This is a genomic window from Janthinobacterium sp. BCJ23 (genome assembly GCF_059617945.1).
Genome location: NZ_JCAQAW010000001.1, coordinates 1,069,334 through 1,082,649, shown reverse-complemented (window position 1 = coordinate 1,082,649; position 13,316 = coordinate 1,069,334). Strand labels below are relative to the sequence as shown.

Genomic DNA, 13,316 nt, shown 5'->3' with positions numbered 1-13,316 from the left:
ACGCCCTGTCACGACCGCATGCCACTGGCATGACGCGTGGGAATGGGCGCCGCTAACAAGGTATGATAGCACCCGTGAATTCAAAAACTCCCCTTCCAATCATCGTTGAAAACGCCGCTGCGGCATGGCTGCGCGGCTCCCGGCGCGCGTCCGTGCTGGCTGCCTTGTGGCTGGCGGCGCCCTGTGCGCTGGCGCAAACCTATACGTCCGCGCCAGCGGTGCCGGCCGCCAGCGTGGCGGCCAAGCCGGGAAGCGGCTGGACGCCGCTGGCCGTGCCGCCGGCGCCGAACCTGCCGAACCTGGGCGACACGTCGCGCGAAGACCTGTCGCCGGCGATGGAGCGCAAGATCGGCGAGGAAATCATGCGCGGCATCCGCGGCGACCGCGACTATCTCGACGACGCGCCCCTGCTCGAATACCTGAATACCTTCGGCAACGCGCTCGTGGCGGCGCGCCCCAGCGTGCGCGGTGAAACGAATTACGATTATTTCTTCTTTGCCGTACGCGATCCCCAGTTGAACGCGTTTGCCTTGCCCGGCGGCTTCATCGGCGTGCACTCGGCCCTGGTGCTGGCGGCGCAAACGGAGGCGGAACTGGCGTCCGTGCTGTCGCACGAGATCGGCCATGTGGCGCAGCGCCATATCGCGCGCATGCTGGGCCAGCAGCGCCAGGACGCCCTGATGCCGCTGGCCGCCATGCTGCTGGCGGCGCTCGCTTCGCGTGCAGGCGGCGATGTGGCCATGGGCGTGTTTGCCGCCGGCCAGGGCCTGGCCATCCAGCGCCAGCTCAATTTCGGTCGCGACGCCGAACGCGAGGCGGACCGCATCGGTTTCCAGATCATGGGCGAAGCGGGCTTCGACACCACCGGCATGGTGGCCTTCTTCGGCCGCATGCAGGCGGCCAGCCGCTCGTACAGCGACTTGATGCCCGCCTATCTGCAGACCCACCCGCTGACGACGGAACGCATTGCCGACATCCAGGCGCGCATCCGCGAGCAGCCGTACAAGCAGCGGGCGGACAGCCTGAGTTTCCACCTGGCCCGGGCGCGCGCCCGCGTGCTGCAGGATGAAAGCGTACAAGGCTTGTTGAACGCCAAGGCCGTCTTCAAGACGCAGCTGGAGCAGCAAAGCCGCTTCCAGGTGACGGCCGCCCATTACGGCTTGTCCTTTGTCGCCGTCAAGCAGGGCAAGCCGGCGGAGGCGCAAAAGGAACTCGACGCGGCCAATGCGGCCCTGCACCAGCCGGCCGGGCCGAACGTGTTTACCTCGGGCGGCACGCAGGCGCCCAATTCCTTGCTGACGGCGATGGGGCTGGAAGTGCTGTTGATGCCGGCGCAAAAGAAGGAAGTGGCGCAGCAAGCCCTGAAGGCGGCGGACGCTGCGCGCCAGCAATTTCCCCTCTCGCGCGGCATTGCCCACCAGTATGCGGAAGCGCTGATGGCTGCGGGCAAGCTGGAGCAATCGACCGTGTATTTGCGCGAGCAGGTGCAGCTCTACAAGGAAGAGCCGGAACTCTACGACTTGCTGGCGAAAGCCTATGCGGACCAGGGCAAGATGACCTTGCAGCACATGGCGCTGGCCGAATCCTACGTGCTGCAGGGCGCCACCATGGCCGCGCTGGACCAGCTGACGATCGCCCGCAAATCGACGGACGCGACCTTTTATGACCAGGCCGTGATCGATGCGCGCGAGCGTGAACTGCAGGAAAAGCGCCGCGAGCAGATCAAGGACCAGAAGGGCTAGTTTTTATCGGCTTGCGGCGCCCGCTGGAAGCCGAAGGTCTGCGGCACGGAGTCATAGCCCAGCGGCTGCACGGCGATCACCTTGCTGCCATGCAATAACATCAAATTGCCTTGAGCATGCTCCAGCCAGGCTAGCAGGGTCTCGTCGCTCAAGGCCAGCCCATCAACGCGCAGCGACGCCAGCACTTGCGCCATGTCGCGGTCGTCGACCTGCGCCACGATATCGGCGTGGCGCAAGATCAGCGCGCCGTTGTCGCACAGGTAAACCTGCTCGATTCTCGATAGTGGCACGCCCGTCTGCAAGACAAAACCGTGCTGCGGGTCGCTGCGGGCGATATATGGCGTCGCTTCCAGGTTCACGTACACGCGTTGCGGGCCATTCTGGAAAAACCAGCAACCGCGTTCGTCCTGGGCGTAATTGCGGTTGATGAAATTCAACAGGGCCGTATGGGCGATCTTGTCGCCGGGCAGTTGTTGCTGTTGCGCCTGCTGGTCGCGCATGCGCCAGTGGCCGCGCGCGTCCAGGCCCAGCCAGCCGTAGCAGTGGGGCACGTTCGGCCATTTGGCCAGGGCTTGCTTGACGAGTTCATCCATGTGTAGCGTTTTCCAAGTGAGTGCGCGCACCGCCAGCGTGCCAGCTTTGCGGCGCAGACGGCGCCATGTTGCCGTTTTCAAAGAAGGAGAGCAGCCGTTGCGGCAGCCAATACAAGCTTCCCGGCATCTTGCCAGCGGCAAAGCCGACGTGGCCGCCGTGGCGCGGATACTCGAGCGTGACGTTCGGCGCGGCGCTGCGCGGCAAGAAGCGCCCGGGCAGGAAAGGATCGTTTTGCGCATTCAGCACCAGGGTCGGGACGGTGATGTCCTGCAAGACGTGTTTGGCGCTGGCGCGGTGCCAGTAATCGTCGGCGTCGCGGTAGCCGTGCAGCGGTGCCGTGACGACATTATCGAAGGCGTGCAGATCGCGCGCGGCCAGCATGGCGTCGCGCGCGAACAGGCCGGGAAACTGCTCGAGCTTGGCCAGGCATTTCGGTTTCAGGGTGTTCAGGAACATGCGCGTGTAGAGCCGGTTGGCGCCGGAAGACAGGGCCTTGCCCCCTTGCGCCAGGTCCAGCGGGGCGGACACGGCCGCTGCCGCATCGATGAAATCGGCCTGGTGCTGCGCCTGGCCCAGCCAGCACAGCAGGGCATTGCCGCCCAGCGAGACGCCGGCCGCATACAACTTTCCCGTGGCGCGCGGGCGCAGGCGCTGCACGATCCAGTCCACTTCCTGCGCATCGCCCGAATGGTAAAAACGGGGCGCCAGGTTCGCCTCGCCCGAGCAGCCGCGAAAATGCGGCACGGCGCCGGACCAGCCGCGCGCGGCCACCTCGGCCATCAGTGAGCGCGCGTAATGGCTGTTCGACGAGCCTTCCAGACCGTGGAACAGCACCACGAAGGGCTGGCCAGGCTGGCCGTCGACCAGGTCGACGTCGACGAAATCGCCATCGGGCGCTTGCCAGCGTTCGCGGCGGAAGGCCACGGCCGGCTTGGCGAGGCATATTGCCGGATAAATCGTTTGCGCGTGGCCGCCAGGCAGCCACAGCGGGGCGGTGTAGGAAAGAGACAAAGCCATCAGTGCAGGATCTGCGTCCCCGCGGCGTCGGCCGGTGCGCCACCGGGGGCGATGGAAGCGTGGTGCAGCACGATGCGCCAGCCGCGCGGCGTTTTGACATACACATTCGTGGCCAGCAGATGCGCCGGGCCGCCTTCTTCCTGGGTCACGCCTTCGATCACCGTGTGCACCGAACTCATCAGATTGTGCGTTTCATGCAGCTGCGCCGGCACGATGTGCAGGCCGCCGCCGGCCAGGATGGTTTCCCACGAGGCGCGGATGGCGGCATGGCCGATCAGGCGCGCGCCACCCGGGTGGATGCAGACGATCTCTTCATCGTCGGCCCATAGCGCCATCAGCGCTTCGAGGTCGGCGCGGTGCAAGGCATCGTAGAACGCCGCTTCGACTTCGGCGGCGCTGCCATTGAGTTCTTTCAGACGTTTCATGACGACTCCGGGCTGATCGCTATAACTTGATGCAAATAAAAACGGCGCGCTGGGGGCGCGCCGCTGGGCAGTTTAATGATGGCCGGCGCTGGCGCCTTCCTTCAGCGTGTAGGCCGTGCCGCAGTACGGGCACTTGGCGACGCCGTCCTTGTTAAATTCCAGGAACACGCGCGGATGCGACGACCACAGCGGCATGGCCGGGTTAGGGCAGTGGGCTGGCAAGTCTTTACTGTCGAGTTCGACCGCTGGCTGGGTGGTTTTTGTCATCTTGTCATGCTCCGTGAGGCTGTATGGAAGGAAGTCGGCTGCTGCCAAAAGCACGATTTTAACGGATTCAGGCAGACAGCAAAAATCATGGCTAAAATGTCGGCTTGATCATCTTCGGCTGCGGCGCGGTTTTTCGCGACAATATGGCTGCCGTAGCGCCACCCTGACTGGATTTGCCTTGCCGGTATCACCGTTGCGGAGCCGTTCTCCGCGCACCATTGTTGTGCAGTTACCACACTACCTCTGCCGGAGCGCCGCGTGAACGCCGTCCCGGCCGCCAAGGACGACGCCCTGCTGAAAGATGCCTGGCGCGCCGGCCTGAACCTGGGGGCGCCCACCCTGCTGGGCATTGCCGCCTGGGGCATGGTGGTGGGTGTGGCCATGGTGAAAAGCGGCTTGACTGTCGCGCAGGCGGGGGCCATGACCCTGTTTGTCTTCGCCGGCTCGGCCCAGCTCGCGTCCTTGCCTCTGCTGGCCGCGCAGGCGCCCGTGTGGGTGATCTTCGCCACAGCCCTCGTCGTCAATTTGCGTTTTGTTATCTTTTCCGTGCTGCTGGCTCCCCATTTCGCCCATCTGCCGTGGCGCCAGCGCTTTGCGCTCGGCTATGTGGCCGGCGACATCACCGTGGGCCTGTTCCTGCAACGCTACCCCCATGAAACGCCGGACCCGGCCAAGCTGCCTTTCCTGAAAGGCTTGATCTACCCCAACTGGCTGGCCTGGCAAATCGGTTCCTTCATCGGCATCGTGCTGGGCGCCGTCGTGCCGGCCGAATGGGGGCTCGGTTTTGCCGGGACCCTGGCGATCTTGTGCGTGACGGTGCCGCTGATCCTCAGCCGCGCCGCCCTGTGCGGCGTGCTGGTGGCGGGCGCGGTGGCCGTGCTGGCCTTCAGCCTGCCGTATAAGCTGGGCTTGCTGGTAGCCGTCGTGGTGGGCATGGTCAGCGCCATGGCCGTGGAAGAATTGACTGAAAAATGGACAAAACGCCATGATTGACGGCATCGACTGGGGCAGGGCAGACGTGTGGATCGCCATCGCCGTGCTGGTGGTGGCAACGGCCGCCACACGCAGCACCTTCTGGCTGATCGGCCATCACATCACCATCCCGCGCCGCGTGGGCGAGATGCTGCGCTATGCGCCGGCCTGCGCGCTGGCGGCCATCATCGCGCCCGACATGCTGATGGAAGGGCAGCAAGTGCACTTTGACTTATCGAATTTGAAACTCTTGTCGGGTATTGCCGCTACGCTCTTTTTCGTGATTCGCCGCAATATGCTGCAAACCATCGTCTTCGGCATGCTGGTTTTCACGGGCTTGCGACTGTTGCATGTTTTTCAGTAAAGCAGGACAAATCGGGGATTTGGTCTGGTCCTTGCGGTAAAATAGCGCACTTCCTTCCACTCGTCATCTGGATCGCCATGTCAGCTGTTCTCAACTTCATCCGTCTGCAAGATTTGATCGCCCAAAATGCACTGCAAGGCAAGCGCGTGTTTATCCGCGCCGACCTGAACGTCCCGCAAGATGACAGTGGCAAGATCACCGAAGATACGCGCATCCGCGCCTCGGTGCCGGCCATTCGCGCCGCCCTTGACGCTGGCGCCGCCGTCATGGTGACGTCGCACCTGGGCCGTCCGACGGAAGGCGAGTTCAAGCCAGCCGACAGCCTGGCGCCCGTGGCGGCACGTTTGTCCGAGCTGCTGGGCCAGGAAGTTGCACTGAAACAAAACTGGATCGATGGCGCCGGCCTGGAATCCCTGGCCGCCGGCCAAGTGGTCTTGCTGGAAAACGTGCGCGTCAACAAGGGCGAAAAGAAAAACAGCGATGAGCTGGCGCAAAAAATGGCCAAATTGTGCGATATCTACGTCAATGACGCGTTTGGCACGGCCCACCGCGCCGAGGCGTCCACGCACGGCATCGCCAAGTTCGCGCCTGTCGCCTGCGCCGGCCCGCTGCTGGCCGCCGAACTCGATGCGCTGGGCAAAGCGCTGCACGCGCCAGCCCGTCCATTGCTGGCTATCGTTGCCGGTTCGAAAGTATCGAGCAAGCTGACCATTTTGAAAGCGCTGTCCGACAAGGTCGATAACCTGATCGTCGGCGGCGGCATCGCCAACACCTTCATGAAGGCCGTCGGCTTGAACGTCGGCAAGTCGCTGGTGGAAGCGGAGCTCGTTGAAGAGGCGAAAGCCATCATCGAGATCATGGCCAAGCGCGGTGCGCAAGTACCGATTCCCGTCGACGTCGTGTGCGCCAAGGAATTCTCGCCAACGGCAGCCGCCACCGTCAAGGACGTGGCCGACGTGGCGGACGATGACATGATCCTCGATATCGGCCCGAAAACGGCCGCCCTGCTGGCGCAGCAGATCGCCGCCGCCGGTACCATCGTGTGGAACGGCCCCGTCGGCGTATTCGAGTTCGACCAGTTCGGCAATGGCACCAAGACCCTGGCCCTGGCTATTGCCGACTCGAAAGCTTTCTCGATTGCCGGCGGTGGCGACACCCTGGCGGCGATTGCCAAATACGATATTACCGATAAAATCAGCTATATCTCGACCGGCGGCGGCGCTTTCCTGGAATTCCTGGAAGGCAAGACGCTCCCAGCAGTTGAGATCCTGATGCAACGCGCAGGCTGATCCGGCCTGACTGTCGTGCCACCAAGCGCAGCCTGACCGCTGCGCTTTTACCTTGCCGGGCGGCTCAGCCGCCAGGTCTTGCTCACCTTCGCTCGCGCACAAGGACTCCTATGCCACGCGGTACAAAAATCGTAGCAACAATCGGCCCCGCTTCCACTGACTTCGATATCCTGGTCAAAATGATACGTGCGGGTGTCGACGTGGTGCGCTTGAATTTTTCCCACGGCAAGGCGCAAGACCATATCGACCGAGCGGCGCTGGTGCGCCTGGCGGCCGCCGAGTGCGGCCGCGAAGTGGCCATCATGGCCGACATGCAAGGGCCGAAGATTCGCGTCGGCAAGTTTGAAAACACGCGCATCCAGCTCGAAGCGGGCGAGCGCTTCATCCTCGACGCCAAGTGGGGCGAAAACGGCGAACTGGGCAACCAGGAACGTGTCGGCCTCGATTACAAGGCCTTGCCGCGCGACTTGCACAAGGGCGACGTGCTGCTGCTGAATGACGGCCTCATCGTGCTGATCGTCGAGCGCATCCACGGCAGCGAAATCCACACGACCGTCAAAATTGGCGGCGAGCTGTCGAACAACAAGGGCATCAACCGCCAGGGCGGCGGCTTGTCGGCCCCGGCGCTGACGGCCAAGGATATGGAAGATATCAAGACGGCCATGAGTTTCCAGGCCGACTATCTGGCCATTTCCTTCCCGAAATGCGCGACCGACATGGAAATGGCGCGCCAGCTGGCCAATATCGCCGGTGAACCGTATCACCACAAGCCGATGATGATCGCCAAGATCGAGCGTGCGGAAGCCATTCCTGCGCTGCAGGAAATTCTCGACGCTTCCGACGGCATCATGGTGGCGCGTGGCGACCTGGCGGTCGAGGTGGGCAATGCGGCCGTGCCGGCCTTGCAAAAGCGCATGATCAAGATGGCGCGCGCGTCGAACAAGCTGGCGATTACGGCCACGCAGATGATGGAATCGATGATCGTCAACGCCGTGCCGACCCGCGCGGAAGTATCCGACGTGGCGAATGCCGTGCTCGACGGCACGGACGCCGTCATGACGTCGGCCGAAACGGCCTCGGGCAAATACCCGATCGAGACGGTAGAAATGATGGCCGCCATCTGCGTGGAAGCGGAACAGTCCGAATACAACAAGCTCGATGCCGATTTCCTCAACGTCACGTTTACCCGCATCGACCAGTCGATCGCGTACGGCGCGCTGTTTACGGCCCACCATTTGCGCGTCAAAGCCATCGTGGCGCTGACGGAATCCGGTTCCACCGCCTTGTGGATGAGCCGCCACAGTATCGACACGCCGATCTATGCACTGACACCCAGCGTCACGACTTTGCGCAAAGCCGCGCTGTACCGCAATGTTCGGGCGTATCATCTGATGCAGAACGCCCCCAGCGCGCAAGTGCTGAAGCAGGCGGAAGAGCTGCTGGTGGCGCAAGGCATCGTCCGCAAGGGCGACATGATCGTCGTCACCTGGGGCGAGCCGATGGGACAGGTGGGCGGCACGAATGCCTTGAAAATTGTGAAGGTCGGAGAATTCGACTAAGGTCCAAGAATTCAGGCGCCGCCGCGGTCATCGACCGCGAAGCGCCGCAACGGTTTCTATTGTTATCTGGAGTATTACCATGTCTCTCGTATCCATGCGTCAACTGCTGGACCATGCCGCCGAAAACGGTTATGGCATTCCTGCTTTCAACGTCAACAACCTGGAGCAAGTGCAAGCCATCATGGCCGCCGCCGATGCGCTCAACAGCCCGGTGATCATGCAAGCGTCCGCTGGCGCGCGCAAGTACGCCGGTGAAGCCTTCCTGCGCCACCTGATCGACGCCGCCGTCGAAGCGTATCCGCACATCCCCGTCGTCATGCACCAGGATCACGGCCAGTCGCCGGCCGTCTGCATGGCCGCCATCCGCTCGGGTTTTACTTCCGTGATGATGGACGGTTCGCTGGAAGCGGACGGCAAGTCGGTTGCTTCCTACGAATACAACGTGGAAGTATCGCGTGAAGTCGTAAAATTCTCGCACGCCATCGGCGTGACGGTGGAAGCGGAACTGGGCGTGCTCGGTTCGCTGGAAACCATGAAGGGCGACAAGGAAGACGGCCACGGCGCCGACGGCACCATGACCCGCGAGCAACTGCTGACGGATGTGGCACAAGCGGCCGACTTCGTGCAGCGCACCCAGTGCGACGCCCTGGCGATCGCCATCGGCACCTCGCACGGCGCCTACAAGTTCACGCGCAAGCCGACGGGCGACATCCTGGCCATCGACCGCATCAAGGAAATCCACGCGCGCATCCCGAACACCCACCTGGTGATGCACGGTTCCTCATCGGTGCCGCAGGAATTGCTGGCCATCATCCGCGAATTCGGCGGCGACATGAAGGAAACCTACGGCGTGCCAGTCGAGGAAATCCAGGAAGGCATCCGTCACGGCGTGCGCAAGATCAACATCGACACCGATATCCGCCTGGCGATGACGGCTGCGATCCGCAAGTACCTGTTCGAGAACCCGTCGAAATTCGACCCGCGCGACTACCTGAAGCCAGCCCGTCTTGCCGCAGAGCAAATCGTACGCGCCCGCATGCAGGCATTCGGCTGCGAAGGCCAGGCGTCGAAAATCAAGGCCATGCCACTGGAAAAAATGGCCGAGCGCTACAAGGCCGGCGAGCTGTCGCAAATTGTGAAGTAAAATTCTGTCTGGAACGGGCCGGAGGCAATCCTCCGTGCCCGATTTTCTCGACCGGCAGGCACCCCTTGCCTGCCGGTTTCGTTTCATCCAACTATTCCCCCGCTATGAACAGCCTCTATCAGACTTCCATCCACTCCCTGCCATTGCTGGGCCACGGCAAGGTCCGCGACAATTACGCCGTTGGCGACGACAAGATCCTGATCGTCACTACGGACCGCCTGTCGGCCTTCGATGTCGTCATGAACGAGCCTATCCCCGGCAAGGGCAAGGTTCTCAACCAGATGAGCGATTTCTGGTTCGAGAAACTGGGCCATATCGTGCCGAACCACCTGACCGGCGTGGCGCCGGAATCTGTGGTCGCGCCCGAGGAAGTGGAACAAGTCAAGGGCCGCGCCGTCGTGGCCAAGCGCTTGAAGCCGATCATGGTCGAGGCGGTCGTGCGCGGCTACATCATCGGTTCGGGCTGGAAAGATTACCAGGACACGGGCAGCATCTGCGGCATCAAGCTGCCAGCGGGCCTGCAACAGGCGGAAAAACTGCCGGAGCCGATCTTCACCCCGGCGGCCAAGGCCGAGCTGGGCGAGCATGACGAAAACATCAGCTTTGCTGAAATGGAAGAGCGCATCGGCGCCGAACTGGCCGCCAAGATGCGCGACGTCGCCATTCAACTCTACAAGACGGCCGCCGAATACGCTGCCACGCGCGGCATCATCATCGCCGACACCAAGTTCGAATTCGGCCTGGACGACAATGGCGTCATGCATTTGATGGATGAAGTGCTGACGGCCGACTCGTCGCGCTTCTGGCCCGCCGATTCGTATCAGCCTGGCATTTCGCCACCGTCGTTCGACAAGCAATTCGTGCGCGACTACCTGGAAACGCTGACCTGGGGCAAGACCGCACCGGCGCCAGCGCTGCCGGCCGACGTCATCGAAAAAACCCAGGCCAAGTACTTCGAAGCCATCGAACGCCTGACGGGCGAGAAGCTGAAGGCCTGAGATGACTGAGCAAAACAAGCCGCTGGTCGGCGTCATCATGGGCTCGTCTTCGGATTGGGACGTGATGCAGAACGCGGTCGCCATGCTGAAACAGTTTGGCGTGCCGTACGAAGCGCAAGTCATTTCCGCGCACCGCATGCCCGACGAGATGTATGCGTACGCGAAAAGCGCGCGCGCGCGCGGTTTGCGCGCCATCATCGCCGGCGCCGGCGGCGCGGCCCACCTGCCTGGCATGGTGGCGGCGATGACCATCGTGCCCGTGCTGGGTGTGCCCGTGCCATCGAAATACTTGCGCGGCGAAGATTCCATGCTGTCCATCCTGCAAATGCCCAAGGGCGTGCCGGTGGCCACGTTCGCCATCGGTGAAGCGGGCGCGGCGAATGCGGCGCTGACGGCGGTAGCGATGCTTGCCGCCAATGACGACGCCCTGGCCGAGCGCCTGGAAGCGTTCCGTGCCACGCAAACGGCCGCCGCCAAGGCCATGGTCTTGCCTGATTAATGTGTTTGAAAAATAATGAATAGTAAATCGACTTCCCCATTGCTGCCCGCCGCCCATCCACCGGCGTGGCTGGGCGTGATGGGTGGCGGCCAGCTCGGCCGCATGTTTGCCCAGGCCGCCCAGAGCATGGGCTATCAGGTGGCCGTACTGGAACCATCGGACGCCTGCCCTGCGGGGCAGGTGGCGCAGCGCCTCATCAATGCCGGCTACAGCGATGCAGCCGGCCTCGACGCCCTGGCGGCGCAATGCCTGGCCGTCACCACGGAATTCGAGAACGTGCCGGCCGACAGCCTGTCGCGCCTGGCCGAACGCGTGTTCGTGGCGCCGAACGCCCATGGCGTATCGGTGGCGCAGGACCGCATCGCGGAAAAGCGTTTCTTTGTCGACTGCGCCTCGAAATCGGGCGTGCTGCCGGCGCCGCACATTGTGATCGCCACGCAAGACGATATCGACGCCATCGGCGACGACTTGTTGCCGGGTATCTTGAAAACCGTGCGCATGGGCTATGACGGCAAGGGCCAATTCCGCGTGCGCACGCGCGACGAGGTGCGTGCCGCCTTCGCGGAAATGGGACAAGTAACTTGCCTGTTGGAAAAGATGCTGCCGCTGGCGTATGAAGTGTCCGTGCTGACGGCGCGCGGCGTGGATGGCGAATCGGTCGTCTATCCGATCGCCGAGAATGTGCACCGCGACGGCGTCTTGTTTACCACCACCGTGCCGGGCCCGAACGTGTCCGACGATTGCGCCGCCAAGGCGCAGCGGGCGGCGCAAGCCATGGTGGCCGAACTCGGTTACGTCGGCGTGCTGTGCATCGAATTTTTCGTGCTGGAAGACGGCAGCCTGGTGGTCAATGAAATGGCGCCGCGCCCGCACAACAGCGGCCACTACACGATGGATGCCTGCGTTACGAGCCAGTTCGCGCAGCAGGTGCGGGCCATGGCGCGCTTGCCGCTGGGCGACGTGCGCCAGCATTCGCCGGCCGTGATGCTCAACATCCTCGGCGACGCCTGGTTTGCCGGCGACAGCGATGTGGTCACTGAACTGGCATGGGACCAGGTGCTGGCGTTGCCGGGAGCCTGTCTGCATCTATATGGCAAGGATGACCCGCGCCGTGGCCGCAAGATGGGCCATTTGACCTTCATCGCCGCCACGTTGCCGCAGGCGCAGCAGCGGTTGCGCGACGCTTGCCTGATCCTGGGAATCGCGCCGTGAGCGTGCCCGCACAAGACCTGGCGGCGGCCGCTGCCGTGCTGGAAGAGGGCGGCCTCGTCGCCTTCCCGACGGAAACCGTGTATGGCCTGGGCGCCGATGCGGAAAACCCGGCCGCCGTGGCGCGCATCTACGAAGCCAAGGGCCGTCCATCGGACCACCCGGTGATCGTGCACGTGGCGCCCGGCGCCGACCTGGCGCACTGGTCCGACGATATTCCGCAGGAAGCGCAGCAACTGGTAGCCGCTTTCTGGCCCGGTCCGCTGACCCTGATCGTCAAGCGCGCCGCGCATATCCCCGACGCCGTGTCCGGCGGCCAGGATACGGTGGGTTTGCGCTGCCCGTCGCACCCGGTGGCTATCGAATTGCTACGCACTTTCAAGGGCGGCAAGGGCGGCCTGGCCGCGCCGTCGGCAAACAAATTCGGCAACGTCAGCCCCACCACGGCGCAGCACGTGCGCGATGAATTCGCGGCGGAACTCGACAGCGGCTTGCTGGGCGCGGTGCTCGACGGCGGGCAGAGCGACGTGGGCATCGAGTCGACCATCGTCGACCTGTCGCGCCTGGCCACACATGGTCCCGTGTTGTTGCGTCCTGGCCATATCAGCAGCGAGCAGATCGCCGCCGTCATCGGCCGCGCACCGGCTGTTGCCGACGCGGCCGCGCCGCGTGCCTCGGGTACCCTGGAATCGCATTACGCGCCACATACGCCTGTTGCGATGCAGCACAGCGATGACGTGAGCGCCACCTTGAACCGCCTGCTCAACGACGGGCGCCGCGTGGCCCTGATCCATTACTCGGATCTGCCGCCGGCCAGCGCCAGCGTGCGCCTGGCCGCCAAGCCGGAAAACTACGCACATGCGCTGTATGCCTCGCTGCGCACGATGGACCAGGTCGGCGCCGAACTGATACTCGTCGAAGCGCCTCCGACCGGCCCTGAGTGGCTGGGCATCAATGATCGTTTGCGGCGTGCCGCGTTCGGCTCAAGTGGTATCTTGCAGCAATTCCTGTCCGTCTGAAAAAAGCCCCGCAAGGGGCTTTTTATTGATGCAGCGCAATAGCAATGCTTGCCACGAAACATAGTAAATCCTCCATAATTCAGCAGATCGGCCGCTCGTGACAGGGCGCTGGCGATGTTGTTATTTCGTTGATTTTTAAAACATATTTTCTATACAAGCCTGAGGAACGATGGCATATTAGTTGGGTAGCGAATAGCACGCCCGTTCGTTTAGAAACC

The 13,316-nt window shown here is 63.2% G+C and carries 14 protein-coding genes; 10 read left to right on the top strand and 4 right to left on the bottom strand.

Annotated features, from left to right (window positions below; all coding sequences use genetic code 11):
• Window positions 1-233 precede the first annotated feature (233 nt).
• Window positions 234-1,742: a beta-barrel assembly-enhancing protease gene (locus tag AC54AG_RS04865; protein ID WP_442907240.1), complete on the top strand. Its 1,509-nt coding sequence runs from the start codon at window positions 234-236 to the stop codon at window positions 1,740-1,742.
• Here AC54AG_RS04865 and AC54AG_RS04860 read toward each other — a convergent pair.
• The 4 genes from AC54AG_RS04860 to AC54AG_RS04845 all read right to left on the bottom strand — a co-directional run bounded on the left by AC54AG_RS04860 (window position 1,739) and on the right by AC54AG_RS04845 (window position 4,045).
• A complete protein-coding gene (locus AC54AG_RS04860) occupies window positions 1,739-2,335 on the bottom strand; it encodes a DUF2946 family protein (RefSeq protein WP_034746098.1) in 597 nt (198 codons plus the stop codon). The two genes, AC54AG_RS04865 and AC54AG_RS04860, sit on opposite strands and share 4 nt — an antisense overlap.
• Window positions 2,328-3,353, bottom strand: a complete 1,026-nt coding sequence (locus AC54AG_RS04855) for a YheT family hydrolase (protein WP_496629627.1) — start codon at window positions 3,351-3,353, stop codon at window positions 2,328-2,330. The genes AC54AG_RS04860 and AC54AG_RS04855 overlap by 8 nt, the downstream gene beginning before the upstream one ends.
• On the bottom strand, window positions 3,353-3,778 hold the full coding sequence (locus AC54AG_RS04850) for a YybH family protein (protein ID WP_034746103.1): 426 nt from the start codon (window positions 3,776-3,778) through the stop codon (window positions 3,353-3,355). The genes AC54AG_RS04855 and AC54AG_RS04850 overlap by 1 nt, the downstream gene beginning before the upstream one ends.
• Window positions 3,779-3,850: 72 nt before the next feature.
• A complete protein-coding gene (locus tag AC54AG_RS04845; RefSeq protein WP_034746106.1) occupies window positions 3,851-4,045 on the bottom strand; it encodes a zinc-finger domain-containing protein in 195 nt (64 codons plus the stop codon).
• Window positions 4,046-4,303: 258 nt separating this feature from the next.
• On the opposite strand from AC54AG_RS04845, the gene AC54AG_RS04840 reads away from it, so the two are divergent.
• The 9 genes from AC54AG_RS04840 to AC54AG_RS04800 all read left to right on the top strand — a co-directional run bounded on the left by AC54AG_RS04840 (window position 4,304) and on the right by AC54AG_RS04800 (window position 13,098).
• On the top strand, window positions 4,304-5,038 hold the full coding sequence (locus AC54AG_RS04840; protein ID WP_496629626.1) for an AzlC family ABC transporter permease: 735 nt from the start codon (window positions 4,304-4,306) through the stop codon (window positions 5,036-5,038).
• Window positions 5,031-5,381 carry an AzlD domain-containing protein gene (locus AC54AG_RS04835; RefSeq protein ID WP_496629625.1) on the top strand — a complete coding sequence of 117 codons (351 nt, stop codon included), beginning with the start codon at window positions 5,031-5,033 and terminating at the stop codon, window positions 5,379-5,381. The genes AC54AG_RS04840 and AC54AG_RS04835 overlap by 8 nt, the downstream gene beginning before the upstream one ends.
• A 77-nt stretch (window positions 5,382-5,458) precedes the next feature.
• A complete protein-coding gene (locus AC54AG_RS04830) occupies window positions 5,459-6,670 on the top strand; it encodes a phosphoglycerate kinase (RefSeq protein WP_496629624.1) in 1,212 nt (403 codons plus the stop codon).
• A gap of 110 nt (window positions 6,671-6,780) precedes the next feature.
• Window positions 6,781-8,229, top strand: a complete 1,449-nt coding sequence (pyk, locus tag AC54AG_RS04825; protein ID WP_046684386.1) for a pyruvate kinase — start codon at window positions 6,781-6,783, stop codon at window positions 8,227-8,229.
• A gap of 79 nt (window positions 8,230-8,308) precedes the next feature.
• Window positions 8,309-9,373: a class II fructose-bisphosphate aldolase gene (gene fba, locus AC54AG_RS04820; protein ID WP_034746119.1), complete on the top strand. Its 1,065-nt coding sequence runs from the start codon at window positions 8,309-8,311 to the stop codon at window positions 9,371-9,373.
• 104 nt (window positions 9,374-9,477) lie between these two features.
• Window positions 9,478-10,371, top strand: a complete 894-nt coding sequence (locus AC54AG_RS04815) for a phosphoribosylaminoimidazolesuccinocarboxamide synthase (RefSeq protein WP_034746123.1) — start codon at window positions 9,478-9,480, stop codon at window positions 10,369-10,371.
• 1 nt (window position 10,372) lies between these two features.
• Window positions 10,373-10,870, top strand: coding sequence for a 5-(carboxyamino)imidazole ribonucleotide mutase (gene purE, locus AC54AG_RS04810; RefSeq protein ID WP_034746126.1), 498 nt, complete (start codon window positions 10,373-10,375; stop codon window positions 10,868-10,870).
• A 15-nt stretch (window positions 10,871-10,885) separates the two neighbouring features.
• Window positions 10,886-12,082 carry a 5-(carboxyamino)imidazole ribonucleotide synthase gene (locus AC54AG_RS04805; protein ID WP_496629623.1) on the top strand — a complete coding sequence of 399 codons (1,197 nt, stop codon included), beginning with the start codon at window positions 10,886-10,888 and terminating at the stop codon, window positions 12,080-12,082.
• Complete coding sequence (locus AC54AG_RS04800; protein ID WP_496629622.1) at window positions 12,079-13,098, top strand: L-threonylcarbamoyladenylate synthase; 1,020 nt, start codon at window positions 12,079-12,081, stop codon at window positions 13,096-13,098. Before AC54AG_RS04805 ends, AC54AG_RS04800 begins: the two co-directional genes overlap by 4 nt.
• Window positions 13,099-13,316 lie beyond the last annotated feature (218 nt).

Bases quoted from the DNA above. Each gene is read 5' to 3' on its own strand.
- AC54AG_RS04815 (WP_034746123.1), top strand. From the start codon at position 9,478: ATGAACAGCCTCTATCAGACTTCCATCCACTCCCTGCCATTGCTGGGC.
- AC54AG_RS04845 (WP_034746106.1), bottom strand. From the start codon at position 4,045: ATGACAAAAACCACCCAGCCAGCGGTCGAACTCGACAGTAAAGACTTG.
- AC54AG_RS04850 (WP_034746103.1), bottom strand. From the start codon at position 3,778: ATGAAACGTCTGAAAGAACTCAATGGCAGCGCCGCCGAAGTCGAAGCG.
- AC54AG_RS04855 (WP_496629627.1), bottom strand. From the start codon at position 3,353: ATGGCTTTGTCTCTTTCCTACACCGCCCCGCTGTGGCTGCCTGGCGGC.
- AC54AG_RS04805 (WP_496629623.1), top strand. From the start codon at position 10,886: ATGAATAGTAAATCGACTTCCCCATTGCTGCCCGCCGCCCATCCACCG.
- purE (WP_034746126.1), top strand. From the start codon at position 10,373: ATGACTGAGCAAAACAAGCCGCTGGTCGGCGTCATCATGGGCTCGTCT.
- AC54AG_RS04860 (WP_034746098.1), bottom strand. From the start codon at position 2,335: ATGGATGAACTCGTCAAGCAAGCCCTGGCCAAATGGCCGAACGTGCCC.
- AC54AG_RS04830 (WP_496629624.1), top strand. From the start codon at position 5,459: ATGTCAGCTGTTCTCAACTTCATCCGTCTGCAAGATTTGATCGCCCAA.
- AC54AG_RS04835 (WP_496629625.1), top strand. From the start codon at position 5,031: ATGATTGACGGCATCGACTGGGGCAGGGCAGACGTGTGGATCGCCATC.
- pyk (WP_046684386.1), top strand. From the start codon at position 6,781: ATGCCACGCGGTACAAAAATCGTAGCAACAATCGGCCCCGCTTCCACT.
- fba (WP_034746119.1), top strand. From the start codon at position 8,309: ATGTCTCTCGTATCCATGCGTCAACTGCTGGACCATGCCGCCGAAAAC.